Source organism: Candidatus Tisiphia endosymbiont of Stenodema calcarata (assembly GCF_964030695.1).
GTDB lineage: Bacteria > Pseudomonadota > Alphaproteobacteria > Rickettsiales > Rickettsiaceae > Tisiphia.
On the sequence record NZ_OZ034911.1, the window covers coordinates 133,573 to 148,968 of the forward strand.

The 15,396-nt window shown below is 30.5% G+C and carries 13 protein-coding genes and 1 tRNA gene; 9 read left to right on the forward strand and 5 right to left on the reverse strand.

Annotated features, from left to right (window positions below):
- Window positions 1-14 precede the first annotated feature (14 nt).
- A complete protein-coding gene (locus ACQH1W_RS00695) occupies window positions 15-1,466 on the forward strand; it encodes an ankyrin repeat domain-containing protein (protein ID WP_425361062.1) in 1,452 nt (483 codons plus the stop codon).
- On the opposite strand, the gene rpiB is transcribed toward ACQH1W_RS00695, so the two are convergent.
- Window positions 1,463-1,897, reverse strand: a complete 435-nt coding sequence (rpiB, locus tag ACQH1W_RS00700; protein ID WP_425361063.1) for a ribose 5-phosphate isomerase B — start codon at window positions 1,895-1,897, stop codon at window positions 1,463-1,465. The genes ACQH1W_RS00695 and rpiB overlap by 4 nt on opposite strands.
- Before the next feature lie 91 nt (window positions 1,898-1,988).
- Between rpiB and ACQH1W_RS00705 the strand changes: the two genes are divergently transcribed.
- Complete coding sequence (locus ACQH1W_RS00705) at window positions 1,989-2,909, forward strand: murein hydrolase activator EnvC family protein (RefSeq protein ID WP_375332510.1); 921 nt, start codon at window positions 1,989-1,991, stop codon at window positions 2,907-2,909.
- Between the two features lie 307 nt (window positions 2,910-3,216).
- Window positions 3,217-3,897, forward strand: coding sequence for a hypothetical protein (locus tag ACQH1W_RS00710; RefSeq protein WP_341747327.1), 681 nt, complete (start codon window positions 3,217-3,219; stop codon window positions 3,895-3,897).
- 29 nt (window positions 3,898-3,926) lie between these two features.
- Here the strand turns inward: ACQH1W_RS00710 and ACQH1W_RS00715 are convergent, their stop codons facing one another.
- A complete protein-coding gene (locus ACQH1W_RS00715; protein WP_425361064.1) occupies window positions 3,927-5,711 on the reverse strand; it encodes an ABC transporter ATP-binding protein in 1,785 nt (594 codons plus the stop codon).
- Between the two features lie 150 nt (window positions 5,712-5,861).
- On the opposite strand from ACQH1W_RS00715, the gene ACQH1W_RS00720 reads away from it, so the two are divergent.
- The 4 genes from ACQH1W_RS00720 to ACQH1W_RS00735 all read left to right on the forward strand — a co-directional run bounded on the left by ACQH1W_RS00720 (window position 5,862) and on the right by ACQH1W_RS00735 (window position 13,063).
- Complete coding sequence (locus ACQH1W_RS00720; protein ID WP_375332508.1) at window positions 5,862-8,477, forward strand: AsmA family protein; 2,616 nt, start codon at window positions 5,862-5,864, stop codon at window positions 8,475-8,477.
- Window positions 8,478-8,670: 193 nt separating this feature from the next.
- Window positions 8,671-9,219: a CDP-diacylglycerol--glycerol-3-phosphate 3-phosphatidyltransferase gene (gene pgsA / locus ACQH1W_RS00725; RefSeq protein WP_375332507.1), complete on the forward strand. Its 549-nt coding sequence runs from the start codon at window positions 8,671-8,673 to the stop codon at window positions 9,217-9,219.
- A 246-nt stretch (window positions 9,220-9,465) separates the two neighbouring features.
- Window positions 9,466-10,899, forward strand: coding sequence for a hypothetical protein (locus tag ACQH1W_RS00730; protein ID WP_341762527.1), 1,434 nt, complete (start codon window positions 9,466-9,468; stop codon window positions 10,897-10,899).
- Complete coding sequence (locus ACQH1W_RS00735) at window positions 10,892-13,063, forward strand: tetratricopeptide repeat protein (RefSeq protein WP_425361065.1); 2,172 nt, start codon at window positions 10,892-10,894, stop codon at window positions 13,061-13,063. Before ACQH1W_RS00730 ends, ACQH1W_RS00735 begins: the two co-directional genes overlap by 8 nt.
- A gap of 60 nt (window positions 13,064-13,123) precedes the next feature.
- Here ACQH1W_RS00735 and ACQH1W_RS00740 read toward each other — a convergent pair whose 3' ends face one another.
- Window positions 13,124-13,537 (reverse strand): helix-turn-helix domain-containing protein, encoded by a 414-nt coding sequence (locus ACQH1W_RS00740; RefSeq protein ID WP_341751650.1) that lies wholly within the window; start codon window positions 13,535-13,537, stop codon window positions 13,124-13,126.
- A 217-nt stretch (window positions 13,538-13,754) separates the two neighbouring features.
- Here ACQH1W_RS00740 and ACQH1W_RS00745 point away from each other — a divergent pair.
- A tRNA-Ser gene (locus ACQH1W_RS00745) sits at window positions 13,755-13,844 on the forward strand.
- 142 nt (window positions 13,845-13,986) lie between these two features.
- On the opposite strand, the gene ACQH1W_RS00750 is transcribed toward ACQH1W_RS00745, so the two are convergent.
- Window positions 13,987-14,154, reverse strand: coding sequence for a hypothetical protein (locus tag ACQH1W_RS00750; RefSeq protein WP_375332505.1), 168 nt, complete (start codon window positions 14,152-14,154; stop codon window positions 13,987-13,989).
- A gap of 188 nt (window positions 14,155-14,342) precedes the next feature.
- Here ACQH1W_RS00750 and ACQH1W_RS00755 point away from each other — a divergent pair, with 188 nt between their 5' ends.
- Complete coding sequence (locus tag ACQH1W_RS00755) at window positions 14,343-14,516, forward strand: palindromic element RPE1 domain-containing protein (RefSeq protein ID WP_375332504.1); 174 nt, start codon at window positions 14,343-14,345, stop codon at window positions 14,514-14,516.
- A 342-nt stretch (window positions 14,517-14,858) separates the two neighbouring features.
- Here the strand turns inward: ACQH1W_RS00755 and greA are convergent, their stop codons facing one another.
- A complete protein-coding gene (greA, locus tag ACQH1W_RS00760; RefSeq protein WP_341752303.1) occupies window positions 14,859-15,350 on the reverse strand; it encodes a transcription elongation factor GreA in 492 nt (163 codons plus the stop codon).
- Window positions 15,351-15,396: the final 46 nt, after the last annotated feature.

Consider the following 15,396-nt stretch of genomic DNA (forward strand, 5'->3'; position numbering starts at 1 on the left):
GAGAATAATTATAAATGTACTTTAACATGGAGAGTAAGGAAATTATCTTAGGTAACAAATTTTTTATAGTCCTAATAACTATCTTTTTGTTTATGGATAAGGCTGATGCTGCTCCACCACCTCTTCCCCCAGCATTGCCACAATTAGAAAGTGATAAAATGAATCAACAGAAAGAAGAGGCAGGTTCTTTGCTGGAAAAAATACAGCAATTTATGCATTCTAAGAAAATTGATAATGAAGTATCAGGATCAAGCAAACCATCATCCACACCACAAGATACTAATAATGAAGAAGGTGAAACAGATTCCTTCATTGATTTAGGGAATAATAAATTACCAACCTTAGAAAATACAAAAGAATTGGATCAATTAGATAAACATCTGTACCAAAAAATTGATTTAGATACACCTAGTAAGAATGACAGTAATACCAACAAAGATTCTCCTACTTTTCCAACAACTGAGGTTAAAGATGCTGTACCTATTAAGCCACTTGATTCATCTGCTCAGTCTAAACCTCAAATAGATATTCCGAGTAGTAATAAGTCTGAGCCACAAGCTACTGTACCTTCTGTAACTATACCTGATAAAGAGAAAGATCCAGTAATATTGCAGCAGTCAAGTAATGAAGATAATAAAGAAGTGGTTGCTCCTAATCTAGATATATTGCCTTCTTCGCAAGAAAAAAAGCCTGCTTCACCGCAAGTAACTGCTCCTATCGTACCAATAGTATCACCTAAGGAAAATACTGAATCTAAAGTGACTAAGCCTCAAACTCTTATCCCAGTATTTGTAAAAAAGGATAAGCAACTAGATGACTCTAGTAAAACTGCCCTAGAGAAAGATACCATAGAGAGAGATAGGAATGTAATCAAAGAAGTGCAAGAAGTAAATAAGTATCAACCTCATCAATCTGCAATTACAAAAGATAAAGCTAGCACCATCAAAGAAACATCGCCTAAAATAACTGAATTTGTACAAGATGAAACACAAATGTTACTTTTACCAAATGATGATGTAGTATTGGGAGAGCTTACAGAAGAGGCAAGATTAGAGCAAATGGATATGTATTCATTTATTCAAATGTTTAAGAAAATTTATGATAGTGACAATAGAAAGCAGCAAAGAAAGATGATAGATAATTTTATTGATAATTATGATAGTGATTTCCATACTACTATAGTAAGTGATGCAACGGATAGAGCATTTGAGGCAGTTAGAAAAAATAATTTATTTGTTCTTAGGGTTCTTTTGGATAATTATCCAATCATCCAAAGAAGGGGGAATGATAATTATACTCTTTTACATGAAGCTGCAGAAACTAATAATTACTATATAGCAAAACTATTAATTATGCGTGGTATAAACATTAAGGCTACTAATTATCATTGTAGAACGGCATTGGACATCTCTGATGAACAAAATAATAATGTGGGCTGTTTGATAATGAAAGCAACAGCAAATTAGTTTATTTTTGCTAATCTAGCACTATGTCTTCCACTTTCAAATTTAGTCGTTAAAAATTTATCGATCATTTTACAAGCTAGTTCCTCATTGGGTATTTTAGCTCCTAACACTATTATATTAGCATCATTATGAGCCCTTGATCTTTCTGCCATAAATAAGTCAAAACATAAAGCTGCCCTTATTTCAGACGTACGATTTGCGGCAATTGACATACCTATGCCAGTTCCACAAATTAAAATTCCTAAAGGAGCTACATTTTCTAAAATCCCATCAACAACTTTTTTAGAATAATCTGGATAATCCACTATTTCTTGATTGTAAGTACCACAATCAAGAATAGATATATTTTTATCGTGTAAATAACTGATAATTTTGCTCTTGAGTAGAAATCCGGAGTGATCACTGGCTATTATAAGATCGTAAGTTTTCATAATTACTTAATTTTGATAAAAAAATACTAGACTTGATTCTATATTAAAGTTAGTTTATTGCATAATAAAATTGCAAATTTTTTGGTAAGTTATGAAGAGTAATATAGTTTTTGTCTATTTTATAGTCTTTTTGATTTCTGGATGTAGCACACAACCTCCAGCCCCTATTGAGTATAATCATGGAAAGGATTTTACTAAAAAGTCTACAACCATCAATTCACCAACTACAGCATATTCCGAAAATAAGAACATATTAGAAAGCGATGAAGATGAAATAATAAGCAGAGAAATTGATGAGAAAGAAAAAGATTTTGACGCTCCAACTGGTTTCTTAAAAGATCGTAATGCCATAGAAACTGAAAATCGAGACGACGTAATAATAGTTCCAAAAGTGAAACCAAATGATAGTAAGCTAATCTACCATGAGGTACAACAAGGAGAAACATTAGTATCAATAGCAAATGATTATGGTCAGCAGGTTGAAGAATTAGCTGAACTAAATAACATCTCTGCACCATATCATCTTAACGAATCCCAAATTATCACAATAAGGATTAGTACTGAGTTATTAAATAAAAAAAATCAAGAAAGTCTTGTAAAAAAAACGAAAAATACTGTTCAAACTAATACAGCAAAATTTATCAAACCAATTGAAGGTAAAATTATTATCAAATTTGGTGAACAAACATCTAGAGGAAAAAGCAAAGGAATTAATATTGCTGCAGACGAAGGAACTGCTGTAGAATCTATTGCAACAGGTCAAGTAGTGTTTGCAGGTAATGATACAAAGTTTGGTAACTTATTAATAATAAAGTTAGATAATAGCGACCTTTATGTTGCTTATGCTCATTTGCAAGACCTACTTGTTCAAAAAGGAGCAAGAATTTCACAAGGCAAGATAATAGGACATGTAGGGAGTACTGGAGATGCTAAATATCCTCAGCTACATTTTGCTATTCGCGAGGGAAAGATAGCTGTTGATCCGCTAAACTATGTAGACTATAAAAAATAATGAATAGGAATACAATAACAATTGTTATGTTTTTAAGAATTGATTAATAATAAGTTTCTTAGGAACTCACACTTGATACGCTCTACGATCAAGTTCATAATGGAAGAAACAGGATTGAGTGATTTGTTTCCTAGAAGGAGCGAATTATATTAGGAACTATAGGACAAATTAAGTTGATTTATTAACTATGAGTCAAATACGTAGCTGTATTTGTTTTTTCTACTATTGATATTTTCTTCTTGCACTATCTATGTTAAGTCTATAACATAAGTAAAAAGGTTCTGATAAACAAATATAGAGAAATAATATGATTATTAACACTATGTTGATAGAACAACTTGCTGCAGAGGCTTTTTGGTTCTTTGTATATAAGTATGACATGCAAAGTACAGGTTTTCCTGACTCTATAGATGACATTCCTGACTTGATGTGGTCTAGGGAGATTGCTAGGAAAAAATTAATACAATTAGGAGAAGCAGATGAAGAAAAACTAGTAGAACGACTCTATATGTTAGTTGCAAATGTAATTGCTACTCATGGGAAAGAAGAGAAAAATATTATTGGTACAATATATGTTGAAGACTTTAAAGAGTGTAAAGAAAAAGATTTCCCTTATACACATCTTATTACACAATTAGTTAATGATTCTGATGAAAATTATGATTTAAAAATAAAAGGACAAATACCACATGTTGGTACATTACTACTAAGAACTCCTTTCCCTTCTGGGGTGTTATTGAAAGAAATTCCTGTAAAATCAAATTTATTAATTCCAAATACAAACAATGCATTAGGATTTAAAAAAACGATGGTTCTAATGCCAAAAAGTATATCAATATTACCTGATAATGCCTACGGTTATCGTGCATTTATTTCAGGTATATTTTGTATTTCTACCACAAAACCTGCAGATACTATTTGGCATAAAATTATTCCAAATAGTATTTGTTCCCTTGAAACACAAAAGTTTTACAATATATCCAAATGATTTGAGTATATACTTGTTACTCTATATTTTCATGCTTTCTTATTTTTATCATCTGGCAGAAATCCTCCAACTTGTGCATCCCACAAAGTTTTGTAGATTCCTCCTTTAGTAATTAACATAGTATGAGTGCCATCTTCTACAATTTTGCCACGTTCGAATACTAAAATACGATCCATATGCAGAAGTGTTGATAAACGGTGAGCAATGACAATAGTTGTAGCATTAGTAGTTTCCAAAACTTCATTTATAGATTTTTGAATTAAGGCTTCAGTTGGTGAGTCAAGTGCCGATGTTGCTTCATCTAAAATAAGGATGGGTGCATTTTTTAGAATAGCCCTAGCGATTGCAATACGTTGCCGTTGTCCGCCACTTACTTTTACACCTCGTTCGCCAACCACCGAATGATAACCATTAGGCATTTGTAGAATATCATCATGTATTTTAGCTTTTTTACAAGCTTCTTCAATCTCTTGTAAAGTAGCATCATATTTAGCTAGCTGCAGATTCTCTAGAATAGAACGATGAAACATCGTAATATCTTGAGGGATTACTGAAATATTGCTTCTTAGCGACTCCTCCGTTACCTGTGAAATATCATATCCATCTACAAAAATATATCCGCTTTGTAAATTGAAATATCTAAGCAAACATTTAATTAAAGTAGTTTTTCCAGCACCTGATGTGCCAACTATACCGATCCTTTCTCCAGGTTTGATGTGTAATGTAAGATTGTCAAATATAGTACTTCCACTACTATAACGGAAGGTTACGTCTTGATATTTAATATCACCTTTGACACGAGGAAGCAACTTAGCATTTTCTGCATCAGTAACATCTGAGATAGTATGAATAAAGTTAAATGAAGATTTAATGGCAGCAATCTTAGGATTTATGGAAAATATTATACTGTCTAATAACTGATCAATCGCCCACTCAATGTTAAAAGTAATAGCTATAGTAACTGCAAATTCACCAGCTGTGATTTGTTCAGTTTTGTATAAATATGCCAACAGCCATATTTGGGCTGCTGCTAGTATAGTAAGTAATATGGAATCGATCAAATCTACATAATAAGCATCATACTGCCTAGTTTTTCTATCCCAGCCTTTCCATTTATCAATGGCAGGAAGGAGTTTTAATTTCAGCTCTGTCCAAACATTGCCAATAATTTTAATACCAAAAATATTGGCAACAGAGTCATTGATAATGCCAACCGCTTCTTGTCGAGCCTTAACATATTCTTCTTGCAGCTGCTCTTGTTTTTTTAATAAAACTGATATTATTGGTACATACACAACAAGAAAAGCAATTACAACCCCTGCTATTTTATAATTCATCATGAATAAAAATATTATACCACTTACCACAGTTGTAAGCTGTACCAAAGAACGATTGAGAACAGTAATTATGGTTATAATACCATCTTGAAAATCAGTGATTTTACTGGCAATTTCTCCTGATAAATGAGAATCAAACCAATGTAAAGAGTGTCTGATAGTTTTGCCATAAGTGCTTTCGATGATTTCTGCAAGCATCGCTGGCTTGTATTTAATATCAAAAAGCCTAACGATAAAAAACGTACCGTGATTCATCATTTTATATAATACAAACAACCAAAGAAGTAGGGTAACATCTATTTTTGGATCTTTGGCAATAGTATCAATAATTTCTTTAATTTGATAATTAACGAACATATTAAACAGTGCAGCACCAATGGACATAAGCGTAAGGCTAGCTAGGTACAGCTGGTATTTGTAAGCCAAGGCGTATAAGTATGATTTTAGTTCATAGTTTTGTTGTTTAGTAGAGACCATAAAATATTTATTTCTAATTATGCAAAAATGCACTTTATCATAGCAGGTTATAATATCTCCACTAAGTACTATCTTTAATATTTTTTTTAATTAGTGGAAAAGTTATAACCTGCTATAATGAATTCTTTACATAATTAAAAGGGAATTGTAGTGCAAAAATTTCTCAAATATTCAGCTGGGTTATTTATTTTAATAATCGTTATATTGCTAATAATTCCTTTATTTATTTCCTTAGAATCATATAAAGGCCTAGCAACTGATAAAGTCAAAGAAATAACTGGTCGAGAGCTACAAGTCAATGGTAAGATCACCCTATCTTTATTACCAACTCCTACTATTACAGTTAGAGATATAAAGCTTGCTTCTCTACCTAATGCTCATTATCTTTCTCTATTGGAAGTTAAGGAAGTATCTGCTTCTCTTTCTATATTATCGCTATTTAGAGGAAATATAGAAATCTCAAAGATTGAAATTAATAAACCAGTACTTAATTTAGAACGGATGCGAGATGGTGTATCTTCTTGGGAATTTCCTAAAATACAAAGCAATGTTAGTAACAGTTCAACTGATAAAATGCATGATAAAAATGCAGAATTTTCGTTAGATATAAACTTAATTAAAATTGTTGATGCTAAGCTAAATTATGTTAATTTTAGCGGTAGTACTAGAGGTAATAGTGTTTCCCCAACAACAATAGATATCGATAGATTAGAAATTAAAAACCTGCATGGACCATCTGATTTAGCTTGCCAGTTCTATTCTTCCGGAAAGCATTATGATATCAAAGGTAATATAGAGGAGAAGCATGGTAGTATAGCTTTAACAGTGAATTTAAATGTTCTGCAAGAAAAAGTTAATCTCTCAGGTGACTTTGCTTACGACAATATGACTTTTGCTGGACAGCTCAAACTGGAAGGAGCTGCTAAGAATCTGCAAAGTATTTTTCCTGATATACCTATCCTACACGATTTAGATCACAAACTAACCTTTAACATCAATAGTGATAAGAAATCATTTAAAATAAGTAGTATTGACTTTACGGCAGGTAAGCTATCAGCTACAGGTAATGCTAATTTTTATTTTGAAGATAATAAGGGAGATTTAAACGTTAAATTATTGGATAAGCCATTCTCTTTTGCCACAGGCTTTGCATATTTAGATCAAAATTTATTGCTAAATAATATTAATCTAATTGTTGATAAAGCTAATTTAACAGGCAATATAGGTCTTAAGGATTGGGATAAAGACCTAGTTATTTCTTATAATTTAAAAATTAGTGATATACCAACCATTGCTAGTTTGTTTGGTAAAACTTTACCTGTTAATCTTGGCGATGTTTTGCTAAAGGGTGAGACTATTAAGCAACAAAATCTTTTTAAAACTAATAGCATGATAATGTTGGCAAAAACTACTAATAATGTCAAAGGAACTATCTCTTTAGATAAGGTTATTAAACCTGCTATTACTATTGAGAGTTTTGGTGATAATTTAGGTCAAACTATAGGGCAATTAACCACTAGTTCGCCTAATAAAATACTTGGTAGCTATTCTCTTTCAACACAAGTCGAAGGAGATATGACAGAAATTATAAAAATCAACATAAATAAATTTACTGTTGCATTAAAAAAGAACCCTGTAAATTTTAGTGGGGCAGTAAATATAAATTTGACATCTGCTAAACCAAAGATTCTATCAGATATAAAAATAGCTTCCTTAAATTTAGATGATTTAAGTGATGCCCCGCCTAATAGTGGATCTACTAACTCGGTGCAAAATGTAGACAACTCTATGCCTTGGTCTAAAGATACGATAGATTTGTCATTTTTAAACAAGTTTGATGGAGATTTAACCTTAACTATACAAAAAATTATTAAAGGGAGTCTGATTTTTGATAGTATAAAAACTACTATGTTATTAGCAAATGGTGTGCTGGATATAAAATCTTTAAATGGCAATTTATATGGTGGCACTTTAATCGCTACTGGCAAAATTTCTTCTCAAGTTAATCAACCTGTTAGCTTTAAAGCTAGTATTAAGGATGCCGAGTTAAAAAATATAGTACCACAAGGAGGTAAAATTAAAGTTACGCAAGGGGTTGTTAATTGTGTACTCGATCTAAAAACAAAAGGTCAGAGTCAATTGCAATATGTAAGTAACTTATTTGGTAAAACAACATTAACGGCGTCCAATGGTAAAGTTAGTCGATTTGATCTACAAAAAGTATTAGATAGCCTTAAAAACATTAAAGACCTTCAAACTATTTTAAAAATGCTCGATGGTTTCTTTGCAAGTGGTGAAACAAAATTTCAAAAACTTGCTGTAGATACCGAAATAACAGAAGGCATAGTTAATATAACACATGGTACATTAGATGCCCCCTCGTCAAAGGTAGCAGTTACCGGCAATATTAACCTTCCTGCCTATACATTTGATACGGATAGCGTTATTACTGTCGATATAAAATTAATGCCACCATTCAAAGTTCGTTTTTATGGCTATCTTAATAATCCACAACATAAACTTGATACTAAAGCACTACAGCAATATCTTGTGAAGAATTTAGTAAATAGCGTGGTTAACGATGTTAAGAAAGGTAAAAAACCTGAAGACATACTAAAAGATATTATTGGGGTAGGCAAAGATAAAAAATCCACAGGAGAAGAAGTGCAAAATGATAAAGATAGGGGATATTCTACTAATGAAGAGCAGCCTACCAACAAAGTAAAATCTACCATTGAAAAGGGATTAAAAGGATTATTTAAATAATGACATTTTTTAGACCTAGCTACTTTCCCTATTACCCTACCAAATTCGCGTAATGATGATGTGGATTTGACTGGCAACCTAGGTTAGTTCTTTTAAGTTATTCTATAAAAATTTGTTCCTATTTTCTTGGATTTAGGTCATAATCCGTCGTTGTCATTTTCTCAAGAAATCAAGAAGTAAAAATATATAATAAATGACTATTGACAAAAATATACCAAATTATCTGACGATAGCTCGTATTGTGGTTATTCCAATTATTGTAATGACTTTTTATCTAGATAACTCTAAACTAGCTCATAGAATTGCAGCGTTATTATTTATTATAGCTAGTATTACTGATTTTTTTGACGGTTATCTTGCTAGAAAATTTGATTTAGTATCAGGGTTTGGTAAAATGTTTGATCCAATAGCTGATAAATTATTAGTAGGTTGTGTAATTATAATGTTGGTAAAAAAAGGAGCAGCGGGAGAGATACCGTGCTTATTAATTTTAGCTCGTGAATTTTTAGTGGCTGGACTACGTGAATTTCTAGCTTTAATTCAAGTAAGTATTCCTGTGTCTAGATTAGCTAAGATTAAAACATTTACCCAAATGTTTGCTTTGTCAGCGTTAATTCTTGGTTCTAAAGGTTCAGGTATAATTTATATGGATTTAATAGGTCAAATAGCTTTATGGATTGCCGCACTTTTAACTGTAGTAACCGGATATTCATATTTGAAGGTCTGTAGTAAATATTTTTGAGCAAATTAGTTCCTAAGCCAAAATATCACTATTGATTTAAATTTTACCATCTAAAAGCAATTATTTATTATAATAAAAAAAATAAAATTATTGATATAATAGTAACTTAGTGTAGCATAAAAAGTATGATATATAACTAAGTGATAGGTAATTTACGCTATGCAACGTGGTTATTAACAAAGATGATAAAAATACAACATAGCCTAAAGAACCTTATGTAATCTCTAACTATTAGTTTATTGGGTTATGAAGGAGCAAAATTCACCATATTTAGATAAATTAAAGCAAAATTTATTCCAGATATTTATCTTAATTTTTATAGTTTATAGTACAATCATAGCTTCATTGTATAAATATTATAATGCTAAAGTTGAAATGGAAAAAACACAAATTCTACAAAACCAGTATAATAAAATACTAGCAGTAAGTATGAATAAAATCTCTTCTCTAGCGTATCATTTATCTAGCAATATTCAGGAAAAAAATGTTACAATCAATAGTAATGGTAGTGAACTTGAGATATGTAATGAGGCAGAAAAATGTATAAACTATAATCTTTTTAATTTTGGAGCATTATTGAATAAGCATGTTCCGGAATTCATTTATTACAAGATAGAACTTAATAAAAAATTTCTTTATTCAAATATCAAAACTCAAAATTATCAAATAGATAAAATATATCCTATCAACGCTTCTAACCAACTTAATATTAGTTTGGCAATTAATAGTACATATTGGCATAAAGTAAAAGCAGATATTAAAAGACCATTTTGGATATTAACAGCATTTATTACTGCTAATCTTCTATTGTTATATTTTCTCTTTAAAAGCTTATTTAAGAGTTTCAATAAATCGTATGCATTACATTATCAAGACAAACATGCTACAGAATTAGAACAGCTTAAGTTTAATTATCAGCAGGAATTAAAAAATTGCGAAACCTCTTTAATGAGGAAAATTTGGAATAATGATTTCAATAAACAAAAAGATTTAGAAATTAATTGTTTATTTGCTCAGGAAGCTAATCAAATATCCTTGCTTGATAAGAGTTCTAACAATCAAGAAGATATGATCAAGGATTATAGGTTAAAAAACTTTGGTGATAAAGTACCTTGCTCTATACTTCTGTATCAAGAAAATAAAATAGAAGAAATTAATGCCAGTAAATTAGTTGACTTATTTACTGATAGATTTAATCAGGAAGACGAAAATATATCGATTGAAATTTTAAGCAAAGCAAAAATATTATATTTTGCTTCTAATGCAGCGTTGTACCAAATCATTTATAGTGTTATTAACTATCTATTTTTTTTGTTAAAAAAACAATCTTCTACTACCAAACACAATATTAGGTTAACTATCGATAATATAAAACAAAAAATAGAGCTACGTTTTGAATATGACGGTTATCCTATAATGACAGCAGAAGAGCTACTCAAAACATCAAATCATTTTTTCAAAACGCATGCTAACCCTTTTTTACTTAATTTAAGTCAAATATTTAATATATTAAGAGCTGATGGATTCAACTATAAAATAAGTTATAACCAAAGCAATATTATAGAAATCTATCCAAATGATTCAAGCATAAGACAGGAAAATAAAAGTAACCAACAACCAATAAAAACAGAAAATAATGTGATTCTACTAGCTTCTTTAACGAGGAAAAAAAATGAATAAATATTTATTGCCACTTATGGTGTTATTTATAGTCAATAATTCATTTGCCCATACACAAATATCTAATTTGATCACTCCAGTTAGTTATTTTGTCAATCATGAGCAACAAATTAAAATGCTTGAGAAACATTTAGGTAAATATAGACAAGCAAGTATAGTTGGTACTAGTGGTATAGGTAAAACTCAGTTAATTAGGATGTATACTTATGAGAATAAAAATAATTATGATCTAATTTGGTTGTTTGATTGTAACCTAGACCTTAATGAACAATTTGTTAAATTAGTCCAACAACTCAATATGGTCAAACAAACTAATATATCTGAAGCAGTAACTCTAGCCAAAAAAGAAGTAATGTCATATTTAACTTCTACTAGTAAATGGTTATTGGTGTTTGATAATTTAAAAGTTAATGAAAATAAAAAAGTGCAAGACTTTATTGATTGGGAACATAATGGTAATGTGGTGTTTTGTTCTCAAAATAACGAAAGATTACCTAATGTTATATTAATGACCTTGTTTGATAAACCTACTATCGTAACTTTGGCTAATACTTTATTGGATAATAAAGATAAAAATAGTATCGAATTTTTAACGCAATCTTTTAGTGGTTATCCAATACTTATAGTTCAAGGAATCCAATTACTAAATAAAATTAAAGACCTAGATAAAGAAGAGTATAAAAAGAAAATTTATCAATCAACTGATAAAATAGCAACAAATATCAGCATGGCTATAAAGGAATTAAAGCCTAGTGCGGTAAAGTTACTTAATAAAATAGCTTTGATAAATAACCAAAGTTTCTCAAAACAATTACTTACTATAATTACTGATAACAAAGATACTCTCGATGATGATATATACCAATTATCTAAGTTTATGTTGATTAGCAATATTGATTCTAATCAGGATAATCCTATTTTTGAAATGAATGATGTAGTTAGCAACAAAATAATGGAGATGAATGGAGATAAAAACAATAGAATATGTTTAGAGGATATTATTCTAAAATTACCTAAACTCAAAGGAGTGCATTCTGCCCATGTATGGAGAGCTACTAATACTATATCCGAAAATTTAGAGATTATTTTTCAAAATGCTGAAAAATATAATATTAACATATATTTAATGCTTAACTTAAGATTGCAATTGTTTGCCTCATATATGAATGCTTGGAATCTATACAAATCAAAGCAAATGGTTAACTGGTTTGAGCAAAAAGAACAAGACGAACAGTTTAAATTTTGGCAAATGTCTACCTATCAGAAATTTTGTTACGCTAGATATTTAGTAGGAGTAGGACTTTACAATAGAGTAACATCGATAAATTATCAAAAAACTATTTCTTATTTAACTAAAGCACTTAAAGTTTTAGATACCCTAGGTGATGATTATGATTATATTTATTCTAAATTTAACTGTAGCTTAAACATTGCTCTAACTCATGTATATTTAGGTAATATAAAAACTGCTGAAGAAATTATTAACGAAATGGAGAAGCTATTTAAACATAGGATAGAGGGAGGAGATATATTTATATTATATCATGTGAAAGCTAGAATATTTTTTATTCAAGGCAAATATAATGAAGCTTTAGAATACGTCAATAAAGGCATCGAGGTATGGAAGACGTTAGATCCTAATGATCTAGGTTTTACTAGAGATTATTTACTTAGGGCAGCAATATTAAGCTCTATTGGCAAATATCAAGAAGCTTATGTTCAAACTCAACAAGTATATAATATGCATAAATCTGTAAACCAAGAGGCATTAGGTTATATTTATATACAAATGGCCAAAAGTGAACTGGGATTAAATAAAATAGATATTGCTTTAGATCATATTAATAAAGCTATAACAATATTGTTAGCAGATGAACGTAGAAATCCTAAGAATGTAGATCATTTGGAAGATCCAGATTTAGCAGCAGGTTATGTAGTACAAGGTGATATTTTACTTGCTCAAGGTAACATTAAAGAAAGTATAGAATCTTATAAAAAAGCTTATGCTATATACCACTATTTCTATGGGGACAAAAGTAAAAATGTTGTCCAAGTAAGTGAGTTATATAACAAAGGAGCAAAAGCAGCTTGTAAAAACAAAGATTTATATAATTATAAATTCTTTGGTAAACCACAAATTAAAATTTGGAATAAATCACCCTAATACTATCGCCATGTTTGAATATTGTAAACAATATGACATGGATTTATGGGTAAAGCAAGATTAAGGTTTGTGATATTTATCAATCATCCAATCTATAAATGTATTATCAACAGACTGTTTTTTCAGTGCATATTCATATACTTCTTTTATTAGAACTGTAAGATTTGTAAATGAAAAATTTAAGTTTCTTTCAATTAACATATTAATTGTTGCACTAGTGGCTTTACTAAAAATTTTCATTTGATCAATAGTTAGCACTTCATGGCTTATTTCGTTATCAACAACAAGAGCTTCTAGGCTAATATCTAAGGCTTTTGCAATTAATTGTAAATTATTAGCACTAGGGTTTTTTGAACTACCATACAAAATGCTATAAACAGTATTTCTACTTAATCCAGTTTTTTTCTCTATCTCTACAGCATTTATATTTTTTTGCACCATTAATGAGCTAAGTTTGGTTTGTAAATTTGCCATAGATAAGATTCTATATATAAAATTAATATTTCTAGATAATAAGGTATAACCATCAAAAAGTAAATAACTAAAATAATTAATTATAATTAATTTATTTAGATCATGGGAGTTTGTAACACTAATTTTTAATGATCTACTAAAAAATTTAAATTACCCTGACCCCTCTTATAAACATTTATACTTGAATTTTTTCAATCTATCTGATATGTATTACCTTGGATAGGTGTCCGAGTGGTTTAAGGATCTAGTCTTGAAAACTAGCGTGCGGGCAACCGTACCGTGGGTTCGAATCCCACCCTATCCGCCACTGTAGTACAAGTCATCGTTTTTTTTAAATATCGAAAGGGAAACGTAGAGAGGTCTCAAGTTTTTTGCCTCTTAGTTTGAGGTTATGAAATACGAAATTTATCATTTTGCGTTTTTGAGGGCTTTCAGAACCTTTGAAAGTTTCATAGACCTTGCGATGCTAGAGTTATCAGCATTGTAGCGGTATCAGTAAATTTATCATCTGCTTCATCATAAGTTTTCAGTAAACGATCAATTTCATATTGGCGATCTTTCAATTGTTGTTTTTTTGTTTGAAATTCTTTTTTGCTAAGTTCACCACTGAGTCGCAAATCTATTAATGAATTTAATCTATTTTCATTTTCGGTATGTTCTTTCTTTAATGAAGCTGTTGCTTGGTCATGCTCAGCTTTTTTTAGCTCATTAGTATTTTTTAAGTATGATAGGGTCTCTTTTGTTATAATTGCCTAGTAACCATGTGACCACATCTCTCCTTTTACTCTCATTTCACCGTAATAAAATGGTTGTTGTATTAAACGATAGACTTCTTTCGAAACTCGCTTATGCTGAGGGATTTGAAGGAGACGCGGAACCTCGACCCGCAGCGTACTCTAGTGTACGTGAGGATTCGAGTACCGCATCGACGTACAAATCACCAGCAGAAGTAGAGTTTCGAAAGAAGTCTGATGTATAACAGTTTTATTTAGGGACAATTCTTTTTACTTCTTAAGCCTAATTCTTTAGCCATGTTTACCATAGACCTAAGAGTATAGACCCACAACTGTCGAAAGTTCGAATGGGATCATATTTTCAGCTCCACCAAGTTTGGATTACCGCCATAAAAAAGTACAATATCTTTAATTGGTAACCTAGCTGACTCAAATTTCCTTCATCTAAAATCTCGGTTAATTCTTGACTATCGAGTAGAACAGCTTCAAACCTGATTGTTTCTATATACAATACTGAATTAGATGTAACAAGTTACATCTAATTCAGGTTATAACATATAAATAAGCTAGCACTAATAGTTATTATCTTAAATATCTACTAATTCTTGATAGGATACTTCTAAAACCTCATAAGATTTTGAACCTTTAGGAGTAGTTACTTCTACTATATCTCCAACCCCTTTACCGATGAGAGCCTTAGCAATTGGCGATACTATGGATACCCTCTTTTTGGTTATATCTGCTTCATACTCTCCAACAATATGATATATAACTATTTCCTCTGTTTCATCATCGATCAACTTAACTAACGCCCCAAATTTTATGGTATCACCGGAGAGTTTTGAGGTATCAATAATTTTAGCTCTTGCTATTTTATCTTCAAGATCCACAATGCGACCTTCAATAAAACTTTGTTTTTCCCGCGCTGCATGGTATTCTGCATTCTCAGATAAATCTCCAAAGTCTCTAGCCGTTGCTATAGCTTCAATTACTTTTGGTCGTTCTATATGTTTAAGATGTTTAATTTCTTTTTCTAAACTATCAAACCCTTTATGTGTAATAGGAAAATCTGCCATAATAATATGTCTTGTCTAAGTTAAGTTTTCTAGTATATTTGTTGTGTCA

Bases quoted from the DNA above. Each gene is read 5' to 3' on its own strand.
- ACQH1W_RS00695 (WP_425361062.1), top strand. From the start codon at position 15: ATGTACTTTAACATGGAGAGTAAGGAAATTATCTTAGGTAACAAATTT.
- rpiB (WP_425361063.1), bottom strand. From the start codon at position 1,897: ATGAAAACTTACGATCTTATAATAGCCAGTGATCACTCCGGATTTCTA.
- ACQH1W_RS00705 (WP_375332510.1), top strand. From the start codon at position 1,989: ATGAAGAGTAATATAGTTTTTGTCTATTTTATAGTCTTTTTGATTTCT.
- ACQH1W_RS00710 (WP_341747327.1), top strand. From the start codon at position 3,217: ATGATTATTAACACTATGTTGATAGAACAACTTGCTGCAGAGGCTTTT.
- ACQH1W_RS00715 (WP_425361064.1), bottom strand. From the start codon at position 5,711: ATGGTCTCTACTAAACAACAAAACTATGAACTAAAATCATACTTATAC.
- pgsA (WP_375332507.1), top strand. From the start codon at position 8,671: ATGACTATTGACAAAAATATACCAAATTATCTGACGATAGCTCGTATT.
- ACQH1W_RS00730 (WP_341762527.1), top strand. From the start codon at position 9,466: ATGAAGGAGCAAAATTCACCATATTTAGATAAATTAAAGCAAAATTTA.
- ACQH1W_RS00735 (WP_425361065.1), top strand. From the start codon at position 10,892: ATGAATAAATATTTATTGCCACTTATGGTGTTATTTATAGTCAATAAT.
- ACQH1W_RS00740 (WP_341751650.1), bottom strand. From the start codon at position 13,537: ATGGCAAATTTACAAACCAAACTTAGCTCATTAATGGTGCAAAAAAAT.
- ACQH1W_RS00755 (WP_375332504.1), top strand. From the start codon at position 14,343: ATGGTTGTTGTATTAAACGATAGACTTCTTTCGAAACTCGCTTATGCT.